Annotated in this window: 20 protein-coding genes; 9 read left to right on the top strand and 11 right to left on the bottom strand. The window is 62.3% G+C overall.

All coding sequences use genetic code 11. The features are described from left to right. Nucleotides 1-2: 2 nt before the first annotated feature. Together C2L64_RS43790 and C2L64_RS43785 are read left to right on the top strand one after the other, a co-directional pair. Entirely contained in the window at nucleotides 3-893 is an 891-nt protein-coding gene (locus C2L64_RS43790) for an alpha/beta hydrolase (RefSeq protein WP_009771469.1), read from the top strand. Next, on the top strand, nucleotides 893-1,762 hold the full coding sequence (locus tag C2L64_RS43785; RefSeq protein ID WP_009771470.1) for a MipA/OmpV family protein: 870 nt from the start codon (nucleotides 893-895) through the stop codon (nucleotides 1,760-1,762). The genes C2L64_RS43790 and C2L64_RS43785 overlap by 1 nt, the downstream gene beginning before the upstream one ends. A gap of 2 nt (nucleotides 1,763-1,764) precedes the next feature. On the opposite strand, the gene C2L64_RS43780 is transcribed toward C2L64_RS43785, so the two are convergent. The 7 genes from C2L64_RS43780 to C2L64_RS43750 all read right to left on the bottom strand — a co-directional run bounded on the left by C2L64_RS43780 (nucleotide 1,765) and on the right by C2L64_RS43750 (nucleotide 8,590). Beyond that, nucleotides 1,765-2,271 carry a GNAT family N-acetyltransferase gene (locus tag C2L64_RS43780; protein ID WP_009771471.1) on the bottom strand — a complete coding sequence of 169 codons (507 nt, stop codon included), beginning with the start codon at nucleotides 2,269-2,271 and terminating at the stop codon, nucleotides 1,765-1,767. A 59-nt stretch (nucleotides 2,272-2,330) separates the two neighbouring features. Continuing rightward, complete coding sequence (locus C2L64_RS43775) at nucleotides 2,331-3,188, bottom strand: helix-turn-helix domain-containing protein (protein ID WP_009771472.1); 858 nt, start codon at nucleotides 3,186-3,188, stop codon at nucleotides 2,331-2,333. Nucleotides 3,189-3,221: 33 nt separating this feature from the next. Continuing rightward, nucleotides 3,222-4,127 carry a LysR family transcriptional regulator gene (locus C2L64_RS43770; RefSeq protein ID WP_009771473.1) on the bottom strand — a complete coding sequence of 302 codons (906 nt, stop codon included), beginning with the start codon at nucleotides 4,125-4,127 and terminating at the stop codon, nucleotides 3,222-3,224. A gap of 107 nt (nucleotides 4,128-4,234) precedes the next feature. Then, a complete protein-coding gene (locus tag C2L64_RS43765) occupies nucleotides 4,235-6,307 on the bottom strand; it encodes a 2Fe-2S iron-sulfur cluster-binding protein (RefSeq protein WP_009771474.1) in 2,073 nt (690 codons plus the stop codon). Between the two features lie 62 nt (nucleotides 6,308-6,369). Beyond that, nucleotides 6,370-6,987: a glutathione S-transferase family protein gene (locus tag C2L64_RS43760; protein WP_007731526.1), complete on the bottom strand. Its 618-nt coding sequence runs from the start codon at nucleotides 6,985-6,987 to the stop codon at nucleotides 6,370-6,372. 155 nt (nucleotides 6,988-7,142) lie between these two features. Beyond that, the gene (locus C2L64_RS43755) at nucleotides 7,143-7,454 is read right to left on the bottom strand and encodes a hypothetical protein (RefSeq protein ID WP_009771475.1); all 312 of its coding nucleotides are present in this window, start codon (nucleotides 7,452-7,454) and stop codon (nucleotides 7,143-7,145) included. A 38-nt stretch (nucleotides 7,455-7,492) separates the two neighbouring features. Next, the gene (locus tag C2L64_RS43750; protein WP_009771476.1) at nucleotides 7,493-8,590 is read right to left on the bottom strand and encodes an AbrB family transcriptional regulator; all 1,098 of its coding nucleotides are present in this window, start codon (nucleotides 8,588-8,590) and stop codon (nucleotides 7,493-7,495) included. Between the two features lie 207 nt (nucleotides 8,591-8,797). On the opposite strand from C2L64_RS43750, the gene C2L64_RS43745 reads away from it, so the two are divergent. Next, the gene (locus C2L64_RS43745; RefSeq protein WP_009771477.1) at nucleotides 8,798-9,421 is read left to right on the top strand and encodes a TetR/AcrR family transcriptional regulator; all 624 of its coding nucleotides are present in this window, start codon (nucleotides 8,798-8,800) and stop codon (nucleotides 9,419-9,421) included. A gap of 34 nt (nucleotides 9,422-9,455) precedes the next feature. Here the strand turns inward: C2L64_RS43745 and C2L64_RS43740 are convergent, their stop codons facing one another. Continuing rightward, nucleotides 9,456-11,348, bottom strand: a complete 1,893-nt coding sequence (locus C2L64_RS43740; RefSeq protein ID WP_009771478.1) for a methyl-accepting chemotaxis protein — start codon at nucleotides 11,346-11,348, stop codon at nucleotides 9,456-9,458. Nucleotides 11,349-11,595: 247 nt separating this feature from the next. Continuing rightward, nucleotides 11,596-12,213, bottom strand: a complete 618-nt coding sequence (locus C2L64_RS43735; protein WP_009771479.1) for a DJ-1/PfpI family protein — start codon at nucleotides 12,211-12,213, stop codon at nucleotides 11,596-11,598. 86 nt (nucleotides 12,214-12,299) lie between these two features. Between C2L64_RS43735 and C2L64_RS43730 the strand changes: the two genes are divergently transcribed. Continuing rightward, a complete protein-coding gene (locus tag C2L64_RS43730) occupies nucleotides 12,300-13,634 on the top strand; it encodes an aminotransferase-like domain-containing protein (protein WP_009771480.1) in 1,335 nt (444 codons plus the stop codon). Between the two features lie 16 nt (nucleotides 13,635-13,650). Here the strand turns inward: C2L64_RS43730 and C2L64_RS43725 are convergent, their stop codons facing one another. Further along, nucleotides 13,651-14,544, bottom strand: coding sequence for a LysR family transcriptional regulator (locus C2L64_RS43725; protein WP_009771481.1), 894 nt, complete (start codon nucleotides 14,542-14,544; stop codon nucleotides 13,651-13,653). Between the two features lie 108 nt (nucleotides 14,545-14,652). Between C2L64_RS43725 and mdlC the strand changes: the two genes are divergently transcribed. The 5 genes from mdlC to C2L64_RS43700 all read left to right on the top strand — a co-directional run bounded on the left by mdlC (nucleotide 14,653) and on the right by C2L64_RS43700 (nucleotide 21,456). Further along, nucleotides 14,653-16,230 carry a benzoylformate decarboxylase gene (gene mdlC / locus C2L64_RS43720; RefSeq protein WP_009771482.1) on the top strand — a complete coding sequence of 526 codons (1,578 nt, stop codon included), beginning with the start codon at nucleotides 14,653-14,655 and terminating at the stop codon, nucleotides 16,228-16,230. Nucleotides 16,231-16,249: 19 nt separating this feature from the next. Next, entirely contained in the window at nucleotides 16,250-17,428 is a 1,179-nt protein-coding gene (locus C2L64_RS43715) for an alpha-hydroxy-acid oxidizing protein (protein ID WP_009771483.1), read from the top strand. Then, nucleotides 17,425-18,504 carry an enolase C-terminal domain-like protein gene (locus tag C2L64_RS43710; protein WP_009771484.1) on the top strand — a complete coding sequence of 360 codons (1,080 nt, stop codon included), beginning with the start codon at nucleotides 17,425-17,427 and terminating at the stop codon, nucleotides 18,502-18,504. The genes C2L64_RS43715 and C2L64_RS43710 overlap by 4 nt, the downstream gene beginning before the upstream one ends. A 109-nt stretch (nucleotides 18,505-18,613) precedes the next feature. Continuing rightward, entirely contained in the window at nucleotides 18,614-19,963 is a 1,350-nt protein-coding gene (locus tag C2L64_RS43705; protein ID WP_009771485.1) for an MFS transporter, read from the top strand. A gap of 29 nt (nucleotides 19,964-19,992) precedes the next feature. Further along, a complete protein-coding gene (locus C2L64_RS43700) occupies nucleotides 19,993-21,456 on the top strand; it encodes a benzaldehyde dehydrogenase (protein WP_086908494.1) in 1,464 nt (487 codons plus the stop codon). Here the strand turns inward: C2L64_RS43700 and C2L64_RS43695 are convergent, their stop codons facing one another. Then, nucleotides 21,457-22,263 carry an AraC family transcriptional regulator gene (locus C2L64_RS43695; RefSeq protein WP_009771486.1) on the bottom strand — a complete coding sequence of 269 codons (807 nt, stop codon included), beginning with the start codon at nucleotides 22,261-22,263 and terminating at the stop codon, nucleotides 21,457-21,459. Nucleotides 22,264-22,270: the final 7 nt, after the last annotated feature.

Raw genomic sequence — 22,270 nt, 5'->3', positions numbered from 1 at the left:
CTATGAAAACCTCTGTCCGAACGATCTTCAACGAAGGCGACGGCCATGCCGTGCTGATGTTGCATGGTCTATCCAGCTCGCCGCTGGAATTGCGCTACCTCGCGCGCTTTCTGAGCGACGAAGGCTTTACGACCTGCGTGCCCGTGCTCAATGGCTACACGGCGGGTTCGAAAGAGCAGGCGATGGAGCACTGGCTCGACGCGGCGACACGCGAATACGATGCGCTTGCCGCGCGCTACGAGCGCGTGTCGATCTGCGGCCTTTCGATCGGCGCGGCGCTCTCGCTCTCGCTCGTGCATCGTCGCCCGCAGGCACAGGCCGTCGCGCTGCTGTCGCTTACGCTCGCGTACGACGGCTGGGCGATTCCGTGGTATCGCTTCTTGCTGAACTGGGCGTACTACTCGCCGTTGCGTTCGCGCTACCGCTATCGCGAATCGGCGCCGTACGGGCTGCGCAACGACGCACTGCGGGCCAAGATCGCGCGCGCGATGGAACGCGACGACTTCAGCGAAGTCGGCCCATCGACGATCTCGCTGCCCGCGCTGCACGAAGCCAGCCGGCTCGCGGCGAGCGTGCGCTCGCAAGTGCGCGCGATCCGCAACGACTGCCTGATCATTCACGCAATCGACGATGAAACATCGAGTCCGCGCAATCCACGCTTCGTGTCTTCGTCGATTGGATCGACGTTCTTGCGCACCATCTGGCTCGACGATTCGTATCACATGATTACATCCGACAACGAGCGCGAGATCGTCGCGCGGGAGACCGCGCTGTTCCTGCGCGAAAGCGAAATCGCGAGCCGTACGGGCGATGCGGGCGGAAAGCCCGTGGTGTCGAAGGCGCTTGCCCGCCGGTTGCGGCAACTGGCAGCGATGGGCAAAGGTCGCGCGTGATGGCGAAGTCGAGTTCCTTCATCGCGGCAAGACGCGCCGCTACGCTGGCGGCGGCAATGACGTTGACGCTCCACACAGCGGGAGCATGGGCTGACGAGGCGCCGCCTTCCTCTTCGTCCCCGTCGTCCTCTTCGTCAACTTCGTCAACTTCGCAGCAAAGCGACGCGACAGCAAAGCCCGCCAGCAAATGGAAGATCGGCATCGGGCCGGGTGTCGTCATCACGCCGCTGTACCCCGGCTCGCGTGAACTGCGTGTGTTTCCCTATCCCGCGCTCGACATCTCTTACGACGATCGCGTGTTTTCGCAAGGTCCCGACGTGCTGGGGCTGAACGTGCTGCGCAGCGAGGACTATCACGTCGGTGCAGCGCTGAGCTTCGATTTCCAGTCGCGCCAGGAAAAGGACGATCCGCATCTGCACGGGCTGGGTAACGTCGACGGCGGTCCGAAACTGAAGCTCTTCGCTGACTACACGGTGTGGATGTTCACCGGGTCCGTGGCGATGTATCAGGACATCGCCGGGCATGGTCAGGGCAAGACCGTGGTCACCGACCTTTACGCGTCGCTGCCTGTTGGAGGCTGGCTGTTTTCGATGGGTCCCGGCTTTACCTGGGCGGATGCGGAGTACACGCGAACGTTCTTTGGTGTGTCGAGCCAGCAGAGCGCAGCGTCGGGACTACCTGCGTACAACACGGGCGCAGGCATTCGTGACGTGCATCTGAACGGCTACGTCAGCTACGACATTTCGAAGCACTGGGCCGCCTCAATTGCGGTGACGCTTGGACGTTTGCAGCACTACGCCGCCGCGAGCCCGATCACCGAGCGTCGAAGCGAACTCAATACGCTTGCATCGGTGAATTACCGGTTTTGATTTCAGGCAAGTTCCAGCCTGAACAGTAACGAATCCCGATCGGGGTAAGCGTACTTGACGGGCAATTCTCCAGCCGCGATCTGCTGAAACCCCTGACGTCGATAAAATGCATGTGAGCGCGTCGAAACGGAAGGGGTATCGAGCAGGATCGTTTCGATGCCTTTGAGCCTTGCATGCGCCAACAGCGTTTCGTAAAGGCGCGACGCGCATCCCATCCCCGCGCCTCTCCACGCTGCCGACACAAAGAACTTCTTCAGCACGGCAACCGTTGCCGTCTCGATCTGCAGGGCGATTGTGCCGACCACATGTCCTTGCTGGTCGAGTGCAATCCAGAAGCCACCGCCATTCGCGATGAAGTATCGATTGATATCGAGAAGCTCGGGCTGATCCTCGATCGATATACCGACCTTGCTCTCGTCATTCTGGATATGCAGGATCAAGCCGACCACCTCGTCGGTGAACGAATCCTGAAAGGTGGAGATGCGAGGCGGTGTGGTCGCGGTGTGCATAGAAAAGTGCTCTCGGGCAATGTGCAAGGCACTACCTTATGCGTCGCGCAGGATGCGATCTAGAACGTTCTTGCGCTGTTTCGCCGCGCCACGGCGCCAGGTGTCACGCCGAACACGGCCTTGAAGTGGCGTCCGAGGTGGCTTTGATCCGCGAAGCCGGTTGCGGCGGCTGCGGCGGAAGGCGTCACGCCATCCAGCAACAAGTGCTTTGCGGTCTTCAGGCGCAGCACGAGCTGGTAACGATGTGGACTCAACCCAAACGCAGCAGTAAAGCGACGGCACAACTCTGACGCCGATAGCGACGCCTCGCGCGCCAGTTCGTCGAGCGGCACGTTACGGCCGGAAAATGCCTGCAAGTAGGCCTGCACGTCGCGCAGACGTTTGTCGGCGACTATCGAAGACGACTGTGCAGACGCATCGCGATCGTTCATCGAACCCAGCACCGCTTCGCACAACAGCGCCCATTCATCGGGCCATGTCGATGACATGTGCGAGCTTTGCATCGACAGCGCAGCGAACTGCACGAACGGAGCCATCGCACGGCGCATCTTCACGGGCTGCGAAAACGCGTGCGGCGAAACACTGTGAATATCGCACTGCAATTGCCATTCGGCATCGGGCACATAGAGCATCACGTATTCGCATCCATGATTGCCGATGGACATGCCCGCATGCGCGACGTGCGGTGGGATCGCGTACACCTCGCCGGCATTGACGATCGACGGTTGCCGCGCGCTGGTCATCGAGTCCTTTGCGCCGCGTAGCACCGCGCCGATAGCCCACGTGTCGTGCGCATGCGTAGCAAACCGATGGTGCTCGAAGCGGGCATGAAGCACTTCGATACCCGCGCCGTCGACATAGCCATACTGCGTATGCTCTCTCGTTGCGAGCTGCGTGTTGTGTGCGGAATGGGGCATCGTACGTTTCATGAATCAGCCGGGCGGCGCGATCTACGCATGCCAGAGCGAAGCCTTCGCCCTGAGCGTTTCGATTGCGAGGTCGAGAAATGCGCGCACTTTCTGATTCGCATGCTTGCCTTCGCGATGGACGACATGTACGGGCAAGGTAGCTAGCTCGTAATCGGCCAACACGGCGCGCAGCGTACCGTCCGCCAGTTCCTGCGCGATCTGATACGACAACAGACGCACGATGCCTAGCCCCGCCAATGCCGCCGAGATCGCCGAATCATTCGTGGTGGTCACGAGACGCGGCTGGATTGGCACCGTCAGCGGCTTGTTGTCCACGCGGAAGCGCCATTCGGGCGCGGACGTGAGGCCTGTCGCCTGGATGGTCACGTGAGACGCGAGATCGTCGGGATGCTGCGGCACGCCGTGCGCGTCCAGATAAGCGGGCGAAGCGCACAGCATGCGGCGCACCTTGCCAACAGCAATCGCCTGCAACGATGAACTCGGCAGATCGCCGATGCGGATCGCGACATCCGCCCCTTCGTCGACGAGATTCACGATGCGATCCAGAAACCAGCAATTCAGATTGACGGCCGGATAGCGCGTCAGATAGTCGTGAGCGATGGGCGTCACATACATCTTTCCGAACAGGACAGGTGCCGTCACGGTCAACTGGCCGCGCGGCGTGGTGTTCGCACCGGCAGCGGAAAGCTCGGCCACCTCGATTTCCGAGAGGATGCGGCGACAATCCTCGAAGAACGTGGCGCCTGCATCCGTCATTCGCACGACGCGCGTCGTGCGGGTCAACAGCCGCACGCCAAGGTGTTCTTCGAGCTCGTTCATCACCCGGCTGATGACCGACGGCGACACGTTGAGCTTGCGCGCCGCGGACGCGAAGCCTTCCGTCTCGACCACGGTCACGAAGGTGTTCATTGCCTGGAGCCTGTCCATGTCTGAGGAGATGAACGGGAAGGGGATAGAGGACGCCTGCCGGGCGTCGACAGGCAAGCGAGCGTCAAGCATAACAGCGTTTCGCAGCCCTCCGCGCACGACCTGCCTCACAGATCGAGCAGCAGACGGTCGCCGCCGCCCGTCTCCGCATTGGCGGGCACGGCGCAACAGATCAAGGCTTCGTTGTCCGGCACGGTGAATTCCGGCGTAATGGTGTACGCCACCGCGCCCTCCACGATGCGCGTGCGGCACGTGCCGCAACTGCCGCCGCGGCAACCGAATTCAGGATTCAGTCCGCGTGCTTCCGCAAGCTCCAGCAACGTACCGCTGTCCGGATTCCAGCGCGCTTCCTTTCCCGACTTGACGAACGCGATGGGGACCGGCTGCTCCGCCGCGACGCGAGCGGGACCTGTGACGGCTGCAGCATCCTTCCTGCGTTGCAGCCCGGACGGCCCAAACGCCTCGGCATGAATGCGCTTGTCCGCGACGTTGAGATTGCGCAAGCCATCGTACATGGACTGCATGAACGCTGACGGTCCGCAAAGATAGAAGTCGTAGTCGTTGAAGGGCAGCGTGTCGCACAGCAGCGCGACATCGATCCGGCCTTCCACGTCGAAGTCCTTGCCTTCCCGTGCACCGTCGGTGTGACTCAATGCGCGCACCACGTTCACCGCGCCTTTCGCGGATACCGCGAGCGTTTCGATCTCACGGCTGAACGCGCGCTCTTTCAGCGATCTCGCCGAATGGAAGAACCACGTCGGGCGTACGCGCCGCGTGCGCAGCCCTTCGTAGACGATGTGCCTGAGCATCGCGAGCATCGGCGTGATGCCGACGCCGGCGGCGAGCAGCACGGAGGGACGGCGCTCGGCGGCATCGATCGTGAACTGGCCAGCGGGCGCACGCGCTTCGATGATGCTGCCGATGTGCAGCGTGTCATGAAGATGCGACGACACGAGTCCCTCGCGTTTTACGCTGATCCGATAGAGGCCATCGGCGGGTGCCGTCGACAGCGTATAGGTTCGGATCACAGGCTTATCGTGACCGGGCAGCATGACGCGGACAGGCAGATGCTGACCCGCGATATGTGGAATGAGCCCCGCGCCGTCCACAGGTTCGAGATGAAACGAACGGATCACCGAGCTTTCATCGACGACATTCGTCACCTTGAACGGCCGCCATGCATTCGCTAGTTCGGCGGCCTTCAGGCGGCTTGTCACTTCGTCCCAGCTGCCTGTCATCAGCGAGTTCGGCGACCAGCCATTGGCCCGAAATTTCCATCGCAGCGGCAGCGCGCCCTTGCGATAGACGATGCGTCGCGGCGTGAAATGCCACAGCCGCTCCGCGCCCTGAAACGCGGCGATCTCGGGCGAGTCGAGATCGACGGTCGCGTCGCCCGTCAATTGCAGGACGTCGCCCGTTTCGAAGTCGGCGAAGATGAGCCCCGCGCGCGGATTGACGAGGAAGTTGCCGAGCGTAGCAAAGAAGAGGTTGCCCGCGAAATCGGGAATGGTCAGGCGGCCGTCGTCACCGATACGCACGAAGCCCGCCTTGCCGCCGCGATGCGACACGTCGACCTGGCGTTGCTCGCCTTCGCCTACATAGGACGCGACAAACAGCGTGTCCGCTGCTTCGATCATCGCGCGGGCGTGACCGGTCAGGCCGTCGAACTCCGTGGGCGCGATATCGGAAAACATACCGGGATCGCGGATGAATTCGAAATCACGAGCCTGGATATATTGCGGGCAATTGCCGAAGCTCTGTATGACCTCGACGTCGAAACCTTGCGACGTCGCACCACGCAACAGACCGTTCAAGCGATTGCGGCGGCGCGTGTCCAGCTCGATCCCGAGCAGACCGATTGCCGCGCCTTCGTGAATGCCGCCGGATGCGGGATCTTGCGGGTCGGCGGCAACGTGCATGTGCAGAATCTTCTCGGTCGGCGACTGCATGAAGCCCGGCTGACCGGCAACGAGTGTTGCCCATACGTCACCGTCGTCAGCCACTGCGCCGGCCACGATGAACGGCAATTGTCTGTAGAAAGTGCGGTGCTGATCGGGCATGTAGTCGCGAACCACCCGGCGGCCGAGTTCCTGCATCTTCGCCGCCACACCGACTTTCTCTTGCAGCGCCAGTTCGCCTGCATGCCAGGGCGACCCTTTATCCGTCGATACCGTGCTCATGATTTGCCTCCGGGCGTAAAGCCGGGAAAGCCACGCGTTGGGCTTCCCGCTCACTGACGCGCTCAGCTGTTGGCGGCGAGGCCGACAGGCGTTTTCTGGAACTCGACGAAGCCAGGCAGCGCCTCGATGCGGCGCAACCACGCGTTGACGTTCGGGTAGAACGACAGGTCGACGTTACCTTCCGGCGCACGCGCGATGTAGCTGTACAGCGCGACATCGGCGACCGTCGGATGCGGTTGCGCGATGAACTCACGCCCGGCCAGCTCTTCGTCGATCAGCTTGAGGATGCGATGCGCGCGGGCAATCAGCTCTTCGGCGTTGTATTTTGCGCCGAACACGGTGATCAGTCGCGCGGCGGCCGGGCCGAAGGCGATCTCGCCGGCGGCCACGGACAGCCAGCGCTGCACGGCGGCTTCCAGCGCGGGCGTTTGCGGCAGCCAGTCGGTCTTGCCGAACTTGCGGGCGATGTACACCAGAATCGCGTTGGAGTCGGCGATCGTGGTGTCGCCGTCGACGAGAACCGGGACCTGGCCGAAGCGGTTGAGCTTCAGAAATTCGGCGGATTTGTGCTCGGCAGCGGCGAGATCGACCTGAATCGATTGATGCTCGATGCCGAGCAGCGACAGGAACAGGCGGGCGCGGTGCGAGTGGCCGGACAACGGGTGGTAGTAGAGCTTCATGGCGGTTTCCTTTGGTCAGATGTGACTGGGACATCCCGATCACTTGATGCAAAGTCTAGGGACGCTGCCTTCGCAGCAGAATCCCTCGCCAGGTCAATTGATACTTCTCGAAACGAGAACGGTGGTTGCGCGCCCGAGAACAATGGCGTTCGGCGTCAGGCCGCGCGTTTGTCCCGTTGCACCTTGCCGAAGTGAAGCGAAAGAAAAATCCCGATCGCGAGCGCGCCCAGCAGCATGACCGTGGCATCCGGAACGATGCGATCCGCGTCCCAGTGATGCGAGGTGATCACTAGCGCCAGCGCAAGATTCACGAATCCCCACAGGATATTCACCAGAGGCGACGAGTCGCCGACGCCGTGCGGTTTGGCAAATGGCGTGGGAAACGGATGTCCTTGCAGGCCGGAAGACAGATGCGGGACGCTATTGCACAAAAGCGCCCCGGCGAAAAAGAGCCAGACTTGCTGCATGGTTTTACCTCTTGCGTGGGGTGTGAAAAGGCGTCGCTTTATGAACGCCCGGATTCGTCGGTTTTCGAATGCACGCGTTTCGCAATGAAGCGTGCTGCCGCCGGTCCGATCAAGAGCACGGCGACGAAGCGGGCCATCTGCATCGCCATGACGAAGCGCACGTCGACGTTGCTCGATGCGGCGATGATCGCCACTGAATCCGCGCCGCCGGGACTCGTCGCCAGATACGCGGTCAGCGGATCGATACCCGCCGTCACGACGAGCGCGCCGCCGATGCCCGCGCAAATCGCGATCAACGCGACCGAGCACGCGATCAGACGAGGCAACGCCTTCATCGCATGCGCGAGCAGCGGCCGGGTAAATCTCAGGCCGATGCGCCAGCCTACGAACGCGTAGGCGATGGCGAGCAGCCAGCGCGGCAGTTCGATCGTGAGCCAGCCGTGATGCGCGAGCAATACGCCCGCAACGATCGTGACGAGCATGGGTCCGAGCGGAATGCGCAAGCGCTGCCCAACGAGCGATCCGACTAGCGCGAGCGCAAGCGTCTGGACGAGCGGCAATGTCGCAATGGGCGCGAACCACGTGACGACGGGCGCCGCGTGGGGCCCGCTTGCCCCGACGATCCGGGCGAGAACGGACGCGACGGTGGCCACGATCAGCACCCGGAGGTACTGCATGACAGCGACCAGCTGCGCATCCGCGCCAAACGATTCCGCCATCAAGGTCATCACCGTGGCCGCGCCTGGACTGACGCCCCACAACGCGGTTGTGCCCGGCAACACGTCCATGCGGACCAGCAGCCACCCAAGCAGGGCGCTTGCCGCAATGACGGAGAACACGCCAGCGGCAAACAGCGGCCAATGAACGGCGAGTTCCATCGATGCCGACGACGGCAGCATTTTCGCGATCATGCAGCCGATCAGCCCCTGGACGGGCACGAACGCGCGCCGCGAGAGCGGCAGCCTTGCACCGCTACCAGCGACCACGATCCCCGCGAGCAACGGACCGATCAACATGGCGGCCGGAATATCGAGCCAAAAAAGTAGGGCGCCGAACGCAAGCGACAGGCCGATGAGCGCCGCCCACTGCAAGGCCGGCGGCGAGCGATCGATCCACACGCAAGGCTTGCGGAGCATTTTCTGGAACATGACGAATGAGCAATGCGACCGGTGGCGATTAAATGCGAGGATATCCTCTCAAAACATACTAGAGGACACCCTCTCATAAGTCAATTGACCGTTTACTTCACCGAAATTACAGGAGCCAGACGCATAGCAAACGGAGTGCGATAATATGCGAGGAATGCCTATCAAATCCTCGCATATCGTCGAATCGTAATGACTATGAGCACATCATCAACCGACCCGGCGCGCGCCACCGAACCCAAACGCGAACGAGGGCGGCTGCGCGTCGCCGCGATCATGACCGCGGGCGTCGAAGTATTTTCGGAGAAGGGTTACGATGCCGCCACGATGACTGAGATCGCGGCGCGTTCGGGAACGGCGATCGGCTCGCTGTATCGCTTCTTTCCGACCAAGGAGGCGCTTGCCGATGCACTGCTGCTGCAATACGCGCAGCACGTGAAGAACGGGCTGACCGAACTGAAACAACAGGTACCCGGCATGACGCTGGAGCGTGTGGCCGACGCATTCGTCGATATGATGCTTCTGCTACGGTCGCAGCGCAGTTTCGCGATCGCGTTGATGGATGCACGCGGCGGAAGCGTGGACGAACGCAAGCGCTTTCGCAAGGTCATGCGCGGCGGTGTGGCGGATATCCTGTGTGAAGCGATTCCCGCGTTGCCCGCCGCGAAGGCGAAGGTGATGTCGGTGGTGCTGATCCATATGCTGAAGGCCGTCGTCGGCATCGCCGACGAGGAATCTTCGGTGCGAGCGGCGCTGCTCGCCGAAATGCGTCAACTCCTACGCATGTATCTCGTCTCGGCGTCGCAGCAAAGCGGCGATTAGGCTCGGGCCGCTTTGCTGCTAACTGTTGCGCGCCTCAAGCACCGAGCTTGAAGAACCCAACCGTCGCGTTCAGATCCTTGCCTTGCGTGCTGAGCGATTCGGACGTGGCGGCAATCTCCTCCACCAGCGCTGCGTTCTGCTGCGTCGACTGGTCCATCAGCGACACCGCCTGATTCACTTCGCCAATCGCGCGGCTTTGCTCGCGTGCGGAATCCGCGATTTCGCTGGTAATGGTGGCGAGGTTGGAAACGGCATCCGTCAGTTCGGCGATTGTCTTGCCCGCGAGGTTGACCTGTTCGGCACCCGCCTCGACATTGCCGACGGACGCCTCCAACAATCCCTTGATCTCTTTTGCCGCGCTGGTCGAACGCTGCGCCAGGTTGCGCACTTCGGCGGCGACGACGGCAAACCCACGACCGCTCTCGCCCGCGCGCGCCGATTCGACAGCGGCATTCAACGCCAGGATGTTGGTCTGGAACGCGATGCCCTCGATCATCCCCACAATGCCGACGATGCGCCCCGATTGCTCGACGGCGATGTTCATCGTCTTCGCCGCGCCCGCAACGGCCTCGTTGCCGCGCCGCGCCACATCCACGGCGCCCGCAGCGACGGCGTTGGCCGTCGTCGCCTGATCGGCCGTGCCGCGCACCGTGCCCGCCAGTTCTTCCATGCTGGCCGCCGTTTGCTGGATCGACGCCGCCTGTTGTTCGGTTCTCGACGACAGATCGAGATTGCCCGCTGACACTTCACCGGCAGCGAGTTCGAGGTGACGGCTGTTCGTCCTCACCTTAAGCAAAACGCCATGCAGCTTTTCGACGAATGCGTTGAACTGCTTCGCGAGATGGCCCACTTCGTCGTTGCTGAGTTGAGGCAGACGCCGCGTCATGTCGCCGTCGCCGGATGCGATTTCGTGCATCGAGTTGGCAAGATTGCGAATGGGATCAGTTATCCGGCGACCCAATGCAATCATGATGAGCACGGCGACCACGAGCACCAGCAGCCCCATCCCGATCAGCGTCCACGTGAGCCGGTTGGCGGCCGCCATCATTTCCGATTCGGGCACGAGCGCGTAGTACTTCCAGCCGTTCTTCGGCGACGCGTAGATGAACGACTGATACTCGACGCCGTCCATCTGGATGCGAACGAGCCCATCGCTGCCATTGGACAGCTGTTCGTATCCGCCGCCCAGGCCCTTGAGTTCCTTGAACTCGTGTTTCTTCTCGCGCGGATCGATCAGAATTTTTCCGCTGCTGTCCGTGACGAGCAGATAGCCAGTCTTGCCGAACTGGATCCCGCTGGTGAGTCGCGCGAAGTCGTCGAGCGAGATGTCGCCTTCGAGCACGCCGAGAATCTCGTCCTTGCTGTCCTTCACGACGCGCGCGAACGGAATGATCGCGCCGCCGGAACCGGCCGCGCTCAGATAAGGCGCGGGCCGCACGACACGATCGGGCGCCGTCATCGCCAGTTGATACCACGGCCTGACGCGCGGATCGTAGTGCTCGCCGTTCAGGCTTTCGATCGGCCATTGCACATAGCCGCCCCAATGCGTGCCGATGTCGAGATAGCGCATGTTGGGATGCGTGTCGCCGAACTGCTTGAGCAACGCGAAGATCGACTTCTCGACTTCGCCGTTCTTGTCCGGCGTCATCTGGCCGCCGTGGTTCAGATAGTCGGTGATGCTCTGGTCGGCGGCTTTCAGTTGCGCCGTTTGCGTCAGATACGTGAGGTTCTGTTCGACCTCCTTGAAGCTCACATCGAGCGATTCGTCGGCCTGGACGATTCTTGCGTGACTGGACTGCTCGAACTCGTCGACAGCCTGATGACGCACGTTCAACGCGCCGACCGTCGTGAGAAGTAGAACCGTGACTGCGAGCGCGGCGCCCGATGCCGCGCTGAATTTGAATGCGATCGAATCCGTAAGCTTCAAAATGACCTCTGCCCCAATGACGAACTACCAACCGATATCGACTTGCGGTGCGCTAAAGACGAAGCAATGCGCATCGTTGATTACGTTGGTTGTCGGCCGATATCGGGGCGGCTTGAGCGGATATGACGCTGGATTCGATAAATATTTTTTGGTGGCTTTTTCGTACCTTTTCCCATGTCGCATCGCGTGGGAATCGTGTCGCGATTTCGATAACAGAGAAGCGGCAAACGGTTTAAAAGTGCGGCGCTTAAATGGCCGCGCTCGTCTCTTGCAGAAAAGGCGTGATATTGCGCATCGCGCGCGCAACGTACTCTTCCTTTTCGCCGACAGGCGCGACGTAGTGCATCGCGCTCGCGGCTGCATCGACGCCTTCGAATCGCGCAATGACCCACGCGGCCAGATACTGGGACGCAAGACACCCGCCCGCAGTCGCGACGTTGCCTCGCGCGACGAACGGCTGATTGAGCACGTCCACGCCGGCTTCCTCGACCCATGGCTTCGTGGTCAGGTCCGTACAGGCGGGTACGCCATTGAGCAGCCCGAGCTTCGCCAGCACGAGTGTGCCGGAACACTGCGCGCCGAGCAGTTGGCGCGACGGGTCGAATTGCATCTGCGCCATCAACGTCTGATCGGCAACGACGTTGCGCGTCAACATGCCGCTGCCAACAATAACTGCATCCGCAGCATTCGCCTCGTGCAGCGCGATCTGCCCTTCGATCACCACGCCGTTCATCGACTTCACGCGCGCATGCGGCGTCGCAATCGACACGCGCCAGTCCGGCTTCTTGATCCGGTTGAGAATGCCGAGCGCAATCAGCGAATCGAGTTCGTTGAAGCCTTCGAAAGTGAGAATCGCGATGTGCATGATGTCCGCCCGCCGATGAATGTGGTGAAGAGATGCTAAGCGCAGATACCATTACAATCAAATAATTGTCATGGATACATCTGCATATGGCTCAGCCCCGGTACAAGGAGCTTGTCGACACGCTTGCCGCGGATATCCGCTCGGGACGCTTGCGCGCCGGCACGCGCCTGCCGACGCATCGGCAGCTCGCGTCCGAGCGTGGCCTCGCGCTCGTCACGGCGACGCGGGTCTACGCCGAGCTCGCGGCGATGGGTCTCGTCAGCGGAGAGACGGGACGTGGCACGTTCGTGCGGGAAATTTCGCTGCGGCCTAGACAAGGCATCGATCAGTTCGCGCTCGCGGCGGGCATGGTCGACCTCAACTTCAACTATCCGGCGCTGCCGGGTCAGGCCGATCTGTTGCGCGGCGCGTTGCGCCAGCTTGCTGCGTCCGGCGATCTGGAAAGTCTGCTGCGCTATCAGCCGCATGGCGGACGCCAGCACGAACGTGCGGCCGTAGCGCGTCATCTCGCGAGCCGGGGGCTCGAAGTCGGCTGGGAACAGGTGTCGCTCGTGAACGGCGCGCAAGCGGGCCTGGCGTCGACCGTGATGGCGCTGCTAAGCCCTGGCGACGTGGTCGCAGTGGACACGTTGACGTATCCGGGTTTCAGGGTGCTGGCCGAGGCGTGTCGCCTCGAACTGGCACCGATCCCGGCGGACGGGCAAGGGTTCGACCTCGACGCGCTCGAACGCTTGTGCAGGACGCGACGCGTGCGCGCCGTCTACGTGATGCCGACGCTGCACAATCCGCTCAGTTGGGTGACGAGTGCGCAATGGCGCAAGCAACTTGTGTCGATTGCGCGCCGGCATGGGCTACTGATTGTCGAAGACGCCGCGTACGCCTTCCTCGCCGACAAGCCGCCCGCGCCGCTTGCCGCGCTCGCGCCGGAAACGACCGTGTACGTGTCCGGTTTTTCGAAGAGCGTCGCTACGGGGCTGCGCGTGGGTTTTGTCGTGGCGTCCGCTGAATCGATGCAAGCCATCGAGCGGATCATCAGGGCGACGACGTGGAATACGCCCGGCGTGATGACGTCGATCGCGTGCGCGTGGCTCGAGGATGGCACCGTCAAGCGGCTGGAAGCGGAGAAACGCCGCGACGCGAAGATCCGGCAAGCCATGGCCGCCGAGATTCTCGCGGGCCTGAATTGCGTTCGTCACCCGTCGTCGTATTTCGTCTGGCTGCCGTTGTCGGAAGAAGTGCGCGCTGACCAGGTTGCGGCGGCGCTCATGCGCGAGCGCATTTCGGTGTCGACGGCCGAGCCCTATGCGACCTCGCACCATGTGCCGCATGCGGTCCGCCTCGCGTTGGGTTCCGTCGAACTCGATGTGCTGCGCGAGTCGCTGGAAACGGTCAGGCGCGTGATAAGCGGTTACGCGTACTGAAAGCGGCGCTTGCGCTTCAGACGTCGCTCAGGCACTGCGCGATCGTGTCGCAGAACCACTGCTGCGCGGCCGAATCTTCGGCGTGCGGATACCAGTACAGATTCACCTCGAACGGCGGTATCTCCAGCGGCAGCGGTAACACACGCATTCTGCCGTCGCTTGCGAATGAACGCGCGATACGCGTCGGCAGCGTGAGCACCAGATCGGTCGTAGCAATCACCGCGACAAGGCTCGTGAAATGCGGCACGCGCAGCGAAATCTTGCGGGTCAGTCCCATGCTGCCCATCACGTCCTCGACGAGATGGTGTCCCGTGAACGGCGCGACCACCACGTGATTTGCCGATACATAGTCCGCGAGTGTCATCGCGTTGCCAATCGAAGGATGCGTCGGGCTGAGCAAACACGAATAGCTCTCGGTGAATAGCGCCTTTTTGCGCACCTGCCCGCCGACGAATTGCAGATTACCTACCACCGCATCGACGCTGCCCGTTTGCAGCCATTCAGTGATCCGCTCGCTGTCGATCTGCACGATCTCCAGTTCCACCGAAGGCGCGATGGCCTGAAGCTCGCGCACGAGAAACGGCAGGAAATGCAGTTCGCCGAGATCCGAGAGCGCGAGCCGGAAGCAGCGGTTCGAACCCGTTGGGTCGAACTGACGTGTCGTCGATATTGCCGTTTCGATGCTGTCGAGCGCGCTCTTGAATGCATTGAACAGTTGCGTCGCGTTGAAGGTCGGCACCATGCCGTCGCGTGTGCGCGTGAAAAGCGGGTCTTGCAGCAGGTCGCGCAGACGGTTCAGCGAATAGCTGACGGAGGGCTGCGTGATGCTCAGCCGCCTTGCTGCGGCGCTGACACTCCGGGTCTCGTAGATCGCGACGAATGTCCGGATCAGGTTGAGGTCTGTGGTCACGTCGGAGGGGGGAATATAGACACGTTCTATTATAAGAACAAAAAAACGATGATTGGATTTATCGAGCTTCGCTGCCTAGCATGAGCCTGTTGATCAGGAATATTGGCTATGAAAACAGTTCACCAGGCATGCTATGAAATCCTTCGCGAACAAGGATTGACGACGTTCTTTGGAAATCCCGGCTCGAACGAGCTGCCGTTTCTGCAGGACTTTCCCACTGATTTCCGCTACATCCTCGGGTTGCACGAAGGCGCCGTGGTCGGCATGGCCGACGGCTACGCGCAGGCGACGGGCAAGCCTGCGCTCGTCAATCTGCATTCCGCTGCCGGTACGGGCAATGCAATGGGCGCGCTGGCGAACGCGTGGAATTCCCACACGCCGCTCGTCGTCACGGCAGGGCAGCAGGTGCGAACCATGGTCGGCGTCGAAGCGCTGCTCGCGAATGTCGATGCGCCGAGCCTGCCGCGTCCGCTCGTCAAATGGAGTTGCGAGCCCGCCTGCGCGCAGGAAGTGCCGCTCGCATTGAGCCGCGCAATCCACACATCGGCGACGCCCGCCAAAGGGCCCGTGTATCTGTCCGTGCCCTACGACGACTGGAAACAGGAAGCGGGGCCGGGCGTCGAGCATCTCGCCGGACGCCGCGTCGAACTGGCGGGCCTGCCTTCTGACGAGACGCTCGCGTCGCTCGTCAGCACGCTGGAGCAGGCAAAAAATCCGGCGATGATTGTTGGCCCGGACGTGGATGCGGCGGATGCCAACAGCTTTGCCGTGACGCTCGCGGAAAAGCTGTCGATGCCCGTGTGGATGGCGCCGTCCGCGCCGCGCTGCTCGTTTCCGACTACGCACGCATGTTTTCGCGGCTTGCTGCCGGCGGGCATCGCAAGCATCAGCCGGTTGCTGGAAGGTCACGATGTCGTGCTCGTGGTCGGCGCGCCCGTGTTCCGGTATCACCAGTACGAGCCGGGCGAGTATTTGCCGAAAGGCACGCGCCTGATCGCGATCACCTGCGACATCAACGAAGCCACGCGCGCGCCGATGGGCGACGCGCTCATCGCCGATATCGCGCAGACCTTGCGCGCGCTTGCCGGGCGCGTATCGCAGAGCGCGCGGCCCCTGCCTGCGGCGATGCGGCGTCCCGAACCCGCTCGCGAAGAATCCGGCCCGCTTACGCCCGAACGCGTGTTCGACATTCTCGACGACATGGCGCCGCGCGATGCGATCTACGTGAACGAATCGACTTCCACGACGGGCACGCTGTGGCAACGTCTTCGTATGACGGAGCAGGGCAGCTATTACTTCGCCGCGGCGGGTGGCCTCGGTTTCGCGCTGCCTGCAGCCGTCGGCATTCAACTGGCGAAGCCGGAACGGCGCGTGATCGGCGTGATCGGCGACGGCTCGGCGAATTACGGCATCCAGGCGCTCTGGACCGCTGCGCAATACAACATCCCCGCCATCTTCATCATCATGAAGAACGGCACATACGGCGCGCTGCGCTGGTTTGCGGGCGTGCTGCAGGTGGAAAACGTGCCGGGTCTCGATGTGCCGGGTCTCGACTTCTGCGCGTTGGCGCGAGGCTATGGCGTCGATGCGCTGCGCGCGGACTCCAGCGAATCGCTGACGCGTGCATTGCGACAGGCACTCGCGAGCAACAAGCCGATGCTCATCGAGGTCGAGACGCGCACTTGAAGATGCGGAGGACTGTGCAATGAGCAAGCCAGTGAACATCGCGGACTTTCGCGCGCTCGCAAAGAAGCGGCTTCCGAAGATCGTGTTCGATTATCTGGAAGGTGGCGCGGAAGACGAACTCGGATTGAAACACAATCGCGATGTCTATCACGCTGTGAGGTTTCAGCCACGGCGTCTCGTCGATGTCAGCCAGCGCAACTTGCAGACGTCGCTGTTCGGCAAGCCGATCACAGCGCCGCTCGTGATCGCGCCGACGGGACTGAACGGCATCTTCTGGCACGATGGCGATCTCGCGCTTGCGCGCGCGGCGGGAAAGTTCGGCATTCCTTTCGCGCTGTCGACGGCATCGACGGCTTCGATCGAGCGCGTCGCGAAGGCCGCGACGGGCGAACTGTGGTTTCAGCTTTACGTCGTGCATCGCAAGCTGGCGGAACTGCTGGTCAAGCGCGCGCTGAACGCGGGATATACGACGCTGATTCTGACCACCGACGTCGGCGTCAACGGCAAGCGCGAGCGCGACATGAGGAACGGCTTCGGCATGCCGATGCAATACAGCCTGCGCACGATCCTGGACGGCGCGCTGCATCCGCGCTGGTCGTTCGATCTGGTGCGGCACGGCATGCCGCAACTGGCGAACTTCGCCAGTGCGGACGTCAAGGACACGGAATTGCAGGCGGCGCTGATGAGCCGTCAGATGGACGCGAGCTTTGCATGGGAAGACCTGCAATGGTTGCGCGATCTGTGGCCGCATAAGTTGCTGATCAAGGGCATCAGCCGTGCCGACGATGCGCAGCGCTGCATCGCGCTCGGCGCGGACGGCGTGATCCTGTCGAATCACGGCGGCCGTCAACTGGATAGCGCGATCGCGCCGTTCGAAGCGCTGGGCGAGACGGCATCGCGCGTCGCTGCGCCTGTGTTGATCGATAGCGGAATCCGTCGCGGTTCGGATGTCGTGAAAGCCGTTGCAACGGGCGCGAAAGCGGTGCTGCTCGGCAGGGCGACGCTGTACGGCCTCGCGGCTCACGGCGAGCAGGGCGTGGAGTCTGTGTTGTCGATCATGAAGAGCGAGATCGACACGACGCTCGCGCAGATCGGCTGCGCCGACATCAACCGGCTGTCGCGAGATTATCTGTGGACGCACGCGTCCATCGAAAAGACTACGCTGCGAACCAACACTCACGCTTGCATCGAATCATGAACGATATCCGTATCACCGATCTGCGCGCGCGGGCCGTCAACGTTCCGCTGCACTACCCGATCAGAACGGCGGTCGGCACGGTCGACACCGCGCCGCTCGTACTGATCGACCTGATCACAAACGCAAGCGTCACAGGTTGCGCATACCTGTTCACGTACACGCCGCTGGCGCTGAAACCTGTGCAACGCATGGTTGAGGAACTGGCGGTGCTGATCAGGGGGATGCCCGTTGCGCCGTACGAAATCGATCGCCTGATGCAGTCGAAGTTCAGACTGATCGGCCATACGGGCCTTTTGCGGATGGCGACAGCGGGCATCGACATGGCCGCGTGGGACGCTAAAGCGAAATTGCATGACGTGCCGCTCGTGACGCTGCTCGGCGGCACGGCCCGTCCGATTGCAGCCTACGACAGCCACGGCATGGACGACGTCGAACTCGCGCAGAAGCGCGCTCACGATGCCGTCGAGGCCGGCTTCAAGGCGATCAAGACAAAGATCGGCTATCCGACGCTCGATCATGACGTGAAGGTCGTGCGCGCGATTCGGGAAGTCGTCGGCGATAACGTTCAGATCATGGTCGATTACAACCAGGGGCTCACTGTGCCGGAAGCGATGCGCCGTGGCCGCGTGATCGAACAGGAAGGCGTAGCCTGGATCGAAGAGCCCACGCTTCAGCACGATCACACCGGCCACGCGGCGATACGCGATGCGTTACACGCGCCGGTGCAAATGGGCGAAAACTGGTTCGGCCCGGAAGACATGACCAAGGCGATTGCCGCCGGCGCGTGCGATCTGTGCATGCCGGACATCATGAAGATCGGCGGCGTGACGGGTTGGCTGCGAGCCAGCGCGCTCGCGGAGCAACACGGCCTGCCGATGTCCAGCCACATCTTTCAGGAGTTCAGCGCGCATCTGCTGGCCGTCAGCCCGACCTGTCACTGGCTGGAGCGCATGGATGTAGCTGCGCCCATTCTTGAGCCGGTTCTCAGCTTCAAGGACGGCATGGCGCATTTCGGCGATGTGCCGGGCGCAGGAATCGTCTGGAAAGAAGACGAGGTGAAGCGCTTTCTCGTTTGATTGAAGTTCTGCCGCACCGAATGGTGCGGATGACAGTAAAGCATTTCGGTATCCGAATCAATGCGCCAGAAAGAGCGCCATTTCAATTTTCAACACATGGAGACAAAACATGAGCCGGAACATCGTCGATGATGCGCTGGAGGACATACGCCTGAACCGGTTTCACCTGATGATCCTGTTCTGGTGTTCGATGTTGATGCTGTTCGATGGATACGACCTTGTCATCTACGGTTCCGTGCTGTCCCAGTTGATGAGCGAATGGCAGCTTTCGCCCGTCACGGCGGGGATCATCGGCAGCAGCGCGCTGTTCGGCATGATGATCGGCGCATTGACGCTCGGCAGTTCATCCGACCGGTTCGGGCGCAGGCGCGTCATTCTCACGTGTCTGATCGTGTTCGGTGTTGCCGCGCTAGGCAATGGTTTCTGCGAGAACGCCAGCCAGTTCACGGTATGCCGCTTTTTGACGGGCGTCGGCCTGGGCGGCATGGTGCCGAATATCGTCGCGCTGATGACGGAGATGTCGCCGCGCAGCAAGCGCAACATCATGGTCACGCTCATGCTGAGTTTCTTTTCGGTCGGCGGCGTGATTGCAGCAGTGTCGGGCAAGATCGTCACGCCGTCGTTTGGATGGCGGGCAAACTTTCTGATCGCAGGGCTGCCGCTGCTGACGTTTCCTCTGCTTTACCGCTGGCTGCCCGAGTCGCTCAGCTATCTGCTGGCGAATGGCCGCCATGCGCAGGCGGAACCGATCCTGAAGCGGTTTGCGCCGGAATATCGCGGTACGGCATCGGGTCTCGCGGCACTGGCCGGCGAGCATGACCATCGGCCGCAACGCTCTCGCACTGTCGAACTGTTCACGCAAGGCCGGGCCGCCGACACGCTGCTTCTATGGATCGCGTTCGGCATGTGCATGCTGATGGTCTACGGCCTCAATACGTGGCTACCGAAGCTGATGTCGGCGAACGGCTACTCGATCGGTTCGAGTCTGACGTTCCTCATCACGCTCAACGTCGGCGCGATTCTGGGTGGCCTGTTCAGCGGCTGGCTCGCGGATCGTTACGGCGGCAAGCCGACCTTGTTTCTGTTCTTCGTTGTCGCGGCCTTGTCGATCGATCTGCTGGGATACAAACAGAGCCCGCTCGTTCTCAACGTGCTGCTCATGTGTGCGGGTGCGACGACGATCGGCACGCTGTGCATCGTGCACGCATTCGCCGCGCAGCACTATCCGTCCGCGATACGGTCGACAGGTGTGGGCTGGGCAGCTGCGGCAGGCAGGCTGGGCGCCGTTGCTGGGCCTGCGTTGGGCGGCTACCTGTTGAACGAGCGCTTTGCAATCAGTTTCAGCTTCATGGTCTTTGCGATTCCCGGTGTGGTGGCAGCGGTTGCGGTCCTGCTCATTTCCCGTAGCGGCAAGGCGCTCGCCAGCGATGCGCAAACGCTGGCCGCGCCCGCTGAGTAAAGCGATTCAACTATTTTCGGAGACGATGCATGACTAACGTCGATCAGACGCGTAAGTGGGAAGGACGTATTTTTTCGAACGGATGGGCGAGCGCCGCAGGCGGTACCGCCGACGTGATCGAACCGTCGACGGGCGAAACGCTCGCGCGGATCGGCGTGGGCCTTCCGGAAGACATCGACAGCGCGGCTAACGCGGCATGCGTGGCCCAGCATGCGTGGGCATCGACGCCGTTCGATCAGCGAGCCGCAATTTTGCGGGAAGCGGCGCGACTGCTGAAAGAGCGGGCGCCACAGATCAACGACTGGAACATACGCGAGTGCGGCTCCACGCGTGCCAAAGCCGAGTGGGAATTGCACGCGACGTATGAACAGCTGCTAATGGCCGCCGCGATGACGATGCAACCCGACGGCGAGCTTTACCCTTCGGCGATGCCGGGCCGATTGAACTTCTGCCGGCATGTGCCGATTGGCGTCGTCGGCGTGATCGCGCCGTGGAATTTTCCGATTCTTCTCTCGATGCGATCAGTTGCGCCCGCGCTCGCTGTCGGCAACGCGGTCGTCTTGAAGCCCGATCCGCAAAGTGCCGTTGCAGGCGGTCTGCTGCTGGCGGAAGTATTCGAGGACGCGGGCTTGCCCACGGGCGTCTTCCACGTGATTCCAGGCGGCCCGGCGACAGGCGATGCGCTGGTGCGGCATCCGAAAGTGGGCATGATCTCGTTCACCGGATCGACGGCCGTGGGCCGGTCGATTGGCCAGGTGTGCGGGCAGATGCTGAAGAAGGTCGCGCTGGAACTGGGCGGCAACAATGCGATCGTCGTGCTCGACGATGCCGACGTCGATGCCGCTGCATCGAATGGCGCATGGGGTTCGTTCCTTCATCAAGGTCAGATCTGCATGCAGACGGGGCGGCATCTCGTGCATCGCTCGTTGGCGCAAGCGTACGCCGCGAATCTCGCCGAGCGCGCGAAGAAGCTGCAAGTGGGCAACCCATACCGCGAGCAGGTGCACCTGGGGCCGCTCATCAATCAGAAGCAACGCGACCGTATCGATGGAATCGTCAAGAAGAGCGTTGAATTGGGCGCGACGCTGCTGGCGGGCGGGCAGTATCAGCGTCTGTTCTATGAGCCGACCGTGTTGTCCGGCGTGACGCCCGGCATGCCCGCATTCACTGAGGAAATCTTCGGTCCCGTCGCACCGGTCACCGTGTTCGATACCGACGACGAAGCCGTCGCCCTCGTCAATGCATCGGAATATGGACTCGCGGCTGCCGTGCATACGCGCTCGATGTCGCGAGGTCTCGCGCTGTCGTCGCGGATACGCGCGGGCATGGTGCATATCAACGATCAGACGGTTAACAACGAGTTTCAGGTGCCGTTCGGCGGAATGGGCGCGTCGGGGAATGGCGGAAGGTTCGGCGGGCCGGCGAACCTGCATGAATTCACCCAGACGCAATGGGTGAGTGCCATGGATAAGCCGATGGTGTATCCGTTCTAGTTACGGCCTGGCTTCGTCGTCGGTGAGTGCCGGCTTCGCTGCCACATAGCGTCCCGGCGTGGTGCCCGTCGCCCGTTTGAACATGTCGATGAACGCGCTCACGTTGTCGTAACCCAGTTCGAGCGCGATGGTCGTCACGCTGACGCCTTCGGCGACGAGTTCCAGCGCGCGCAGCAATCGCGCCTGCGCGCGCCACTGCGCGAAACTCATTCCTGTCTCGGCGGTGAACCTTCGGCTCAACGTGCGCGGCGAAAGCCCGGCCCATTCGGCCCATTCTTCAAGACGGCGGGAATCGGACAGGTCGCGGGCCAGCGCATCTGTGATACGCGCGAGCCGCGCGTCTTCAGGCGCGGGCAGTCCGAGCGATTCGGCTTTCGATGCCGCCAGCTCATCGAGTATCACGTCCGCGATGCGGGTCTGCTGCGCGTCGAGTTGCGTGCCGTCCCAGCCTGCCGCGCGGCTGACGGCGGCGCGCAGCAGCGGCGTCGTGCGGATCGCGCGAGGCTCGGGCGGCAGCGCCGCGCAGCGTTGCTCCGCGATGAACACACTCCACCCCGAGAACGGCCCGTGCGAGCGTACCGAATGCTCGCAGTGCGGTGGAATCCAGATCGCGTGAATCGCGGGCACGACCCATTGCTGACGATTCACGCCGACGGAGACGAGGCCGCTCAGCGCGCCCATCAACTGCCCACGCGGATGGCTGTGCGACGACGTCGCGCGAGACTCGCGTTGTGTGAGTTCGGCGGCAGCCAGAAAAGGCCCGTCCGACGACAGGACGAGTTCAGGACGAATCAGCGGAGTAGTCATGGCCGGA

The sequence above is a fragment of the Paraburkholderia hospita genome (assembly GCF_002902965.1).
GTDB lineage: Bacteria > Pseudomonadota > Gammaproteobacteria > Burkholderiales > Burkholderiaceae > Paraburkholderia > Paraburkholderia hospita.
This window is presented reverse-complemented; position numbering and strand designations above follow the sequence as displayed.

Coding starts and splice junctions, on each gene's coding strand:
- mdlC (WP_009771482.1), top strand. CDS start 14,653: ATGAAAACAGTTCACCAGGCATGCTATGAAATCCTTCGCGAACAAGGA.
- C2L64_RS43775 (WP_009771472.1), bottom strand. CDS start 3,188: ATGCCCCATTCCGCACACAACACGCAGCTCGCAACGAGAGAGCATACG.
- C2L64_RS43715 (WP_009771483.1), top strand. CDS start 16,250: ATGAGCAAGCCAGTGAACATCGCGGACTTTCGCGCGCTCGCAAAGAAG.
- C2L64_RS43700 (WP_086908494.1), top strand. CDS start 19,993: ATGACTAACGTCGATCAGACGCGTAAGTGGGAAGGACGTATTTTTTCG.
- C2L64_RS43770 (WP_009771473.1), bottom strand. CDS start 4,127: ATGGACAGGCTCCAGGCAATGAACACCTTCGTGACCGTGGTCGAGACG.
- C2L64_RS43745 (WP_009771477.1), top strand. CDS start 8,798: ATGAGCACATCATCAACCGACCCGGCGCGCGCCACCGAACCCAAACGC.
- C2L64_RS43780 (WP_009771471.1), bottom strand. CDS start 2,271: ATGCACACCGCGACCACACCGCCTCGCATCTCCACCTTTCAGGATTCG.
- C2L64_RS43755 (WP_009771475.1), bottom strand. CDS start 7,454: ATGCAGCAAGTCTGGCTCTTTTTCGCCGGGGCGCTTTTGTGCAATAGC.
- C2L64_RS43730 (WP_009771480.1), top strand. CDS start 12,300: ATGGCTCAGCCCCGGTACAAGGAGCTTGTCGACACGCTTGCCGCGGAT.
- C2L64_RS43760 (WP_007731526.1), bottom strand. CDS start 6,987: ATGAAGCTCTACTACCACCCGTTGTCCGGCCACTCGCACCGCGCCCGC.
- C2L64_RS43735 (WP_009771479.1), bottom strand. CDS start 12,213: ATGCACATCGCGATTCTCACTTTCGAAGGCTTCAACGAACTCGATTCG.
- C2L64_RS43705 (WP_009771485.1), top strand. CDS start 18,614: ATGAGCCGGAACATCGTCGATGATGCGCTGGAGGACATACGCCTGAAC.
- C2L64_RS43695 (WP_009771486.1), bottom strand. CDS start 22,263: ATGACTACTCCGCTGATTCGTCCTGAACTCGTCCTGTCGTCGGACGGG.
- C2L64_RS43765 (WP_009771474.1), bottom strand. CDS start 6,307: ATGAGCACGGTATCGACGGATAAAGGGTCGCCCTGGCATGCAGGCGAA.
- C2L64_RS43750 (WP_009771476.1), bottom strand. CDS start 8,590: ATGCTCCGCAAGCCTTGCGTGTGGATCGATCGCTCGCCGCCGGCCTTG.
- C2L64_RS43785 (WP_009771470.1), top strand. CDS start 893: ATGGCGAAGTCGAGTTCCTTCATCGCGGCAAGACGCGCCGCTACGCTG.
- C2L64_RS43710 (WP_009771484.1), top strand. CDS start 17,425: ATGAACGATATCCGTATCACCGATCTGCGCGCGCGGGCCGTCAACGTT.
- C2L64_RS43790 (WP_009771469.1), top strand. CDS start 3: ATGAAAACCTCTGTCCGAACGATCTTCAACGAAGGCGACGGCCATGCC.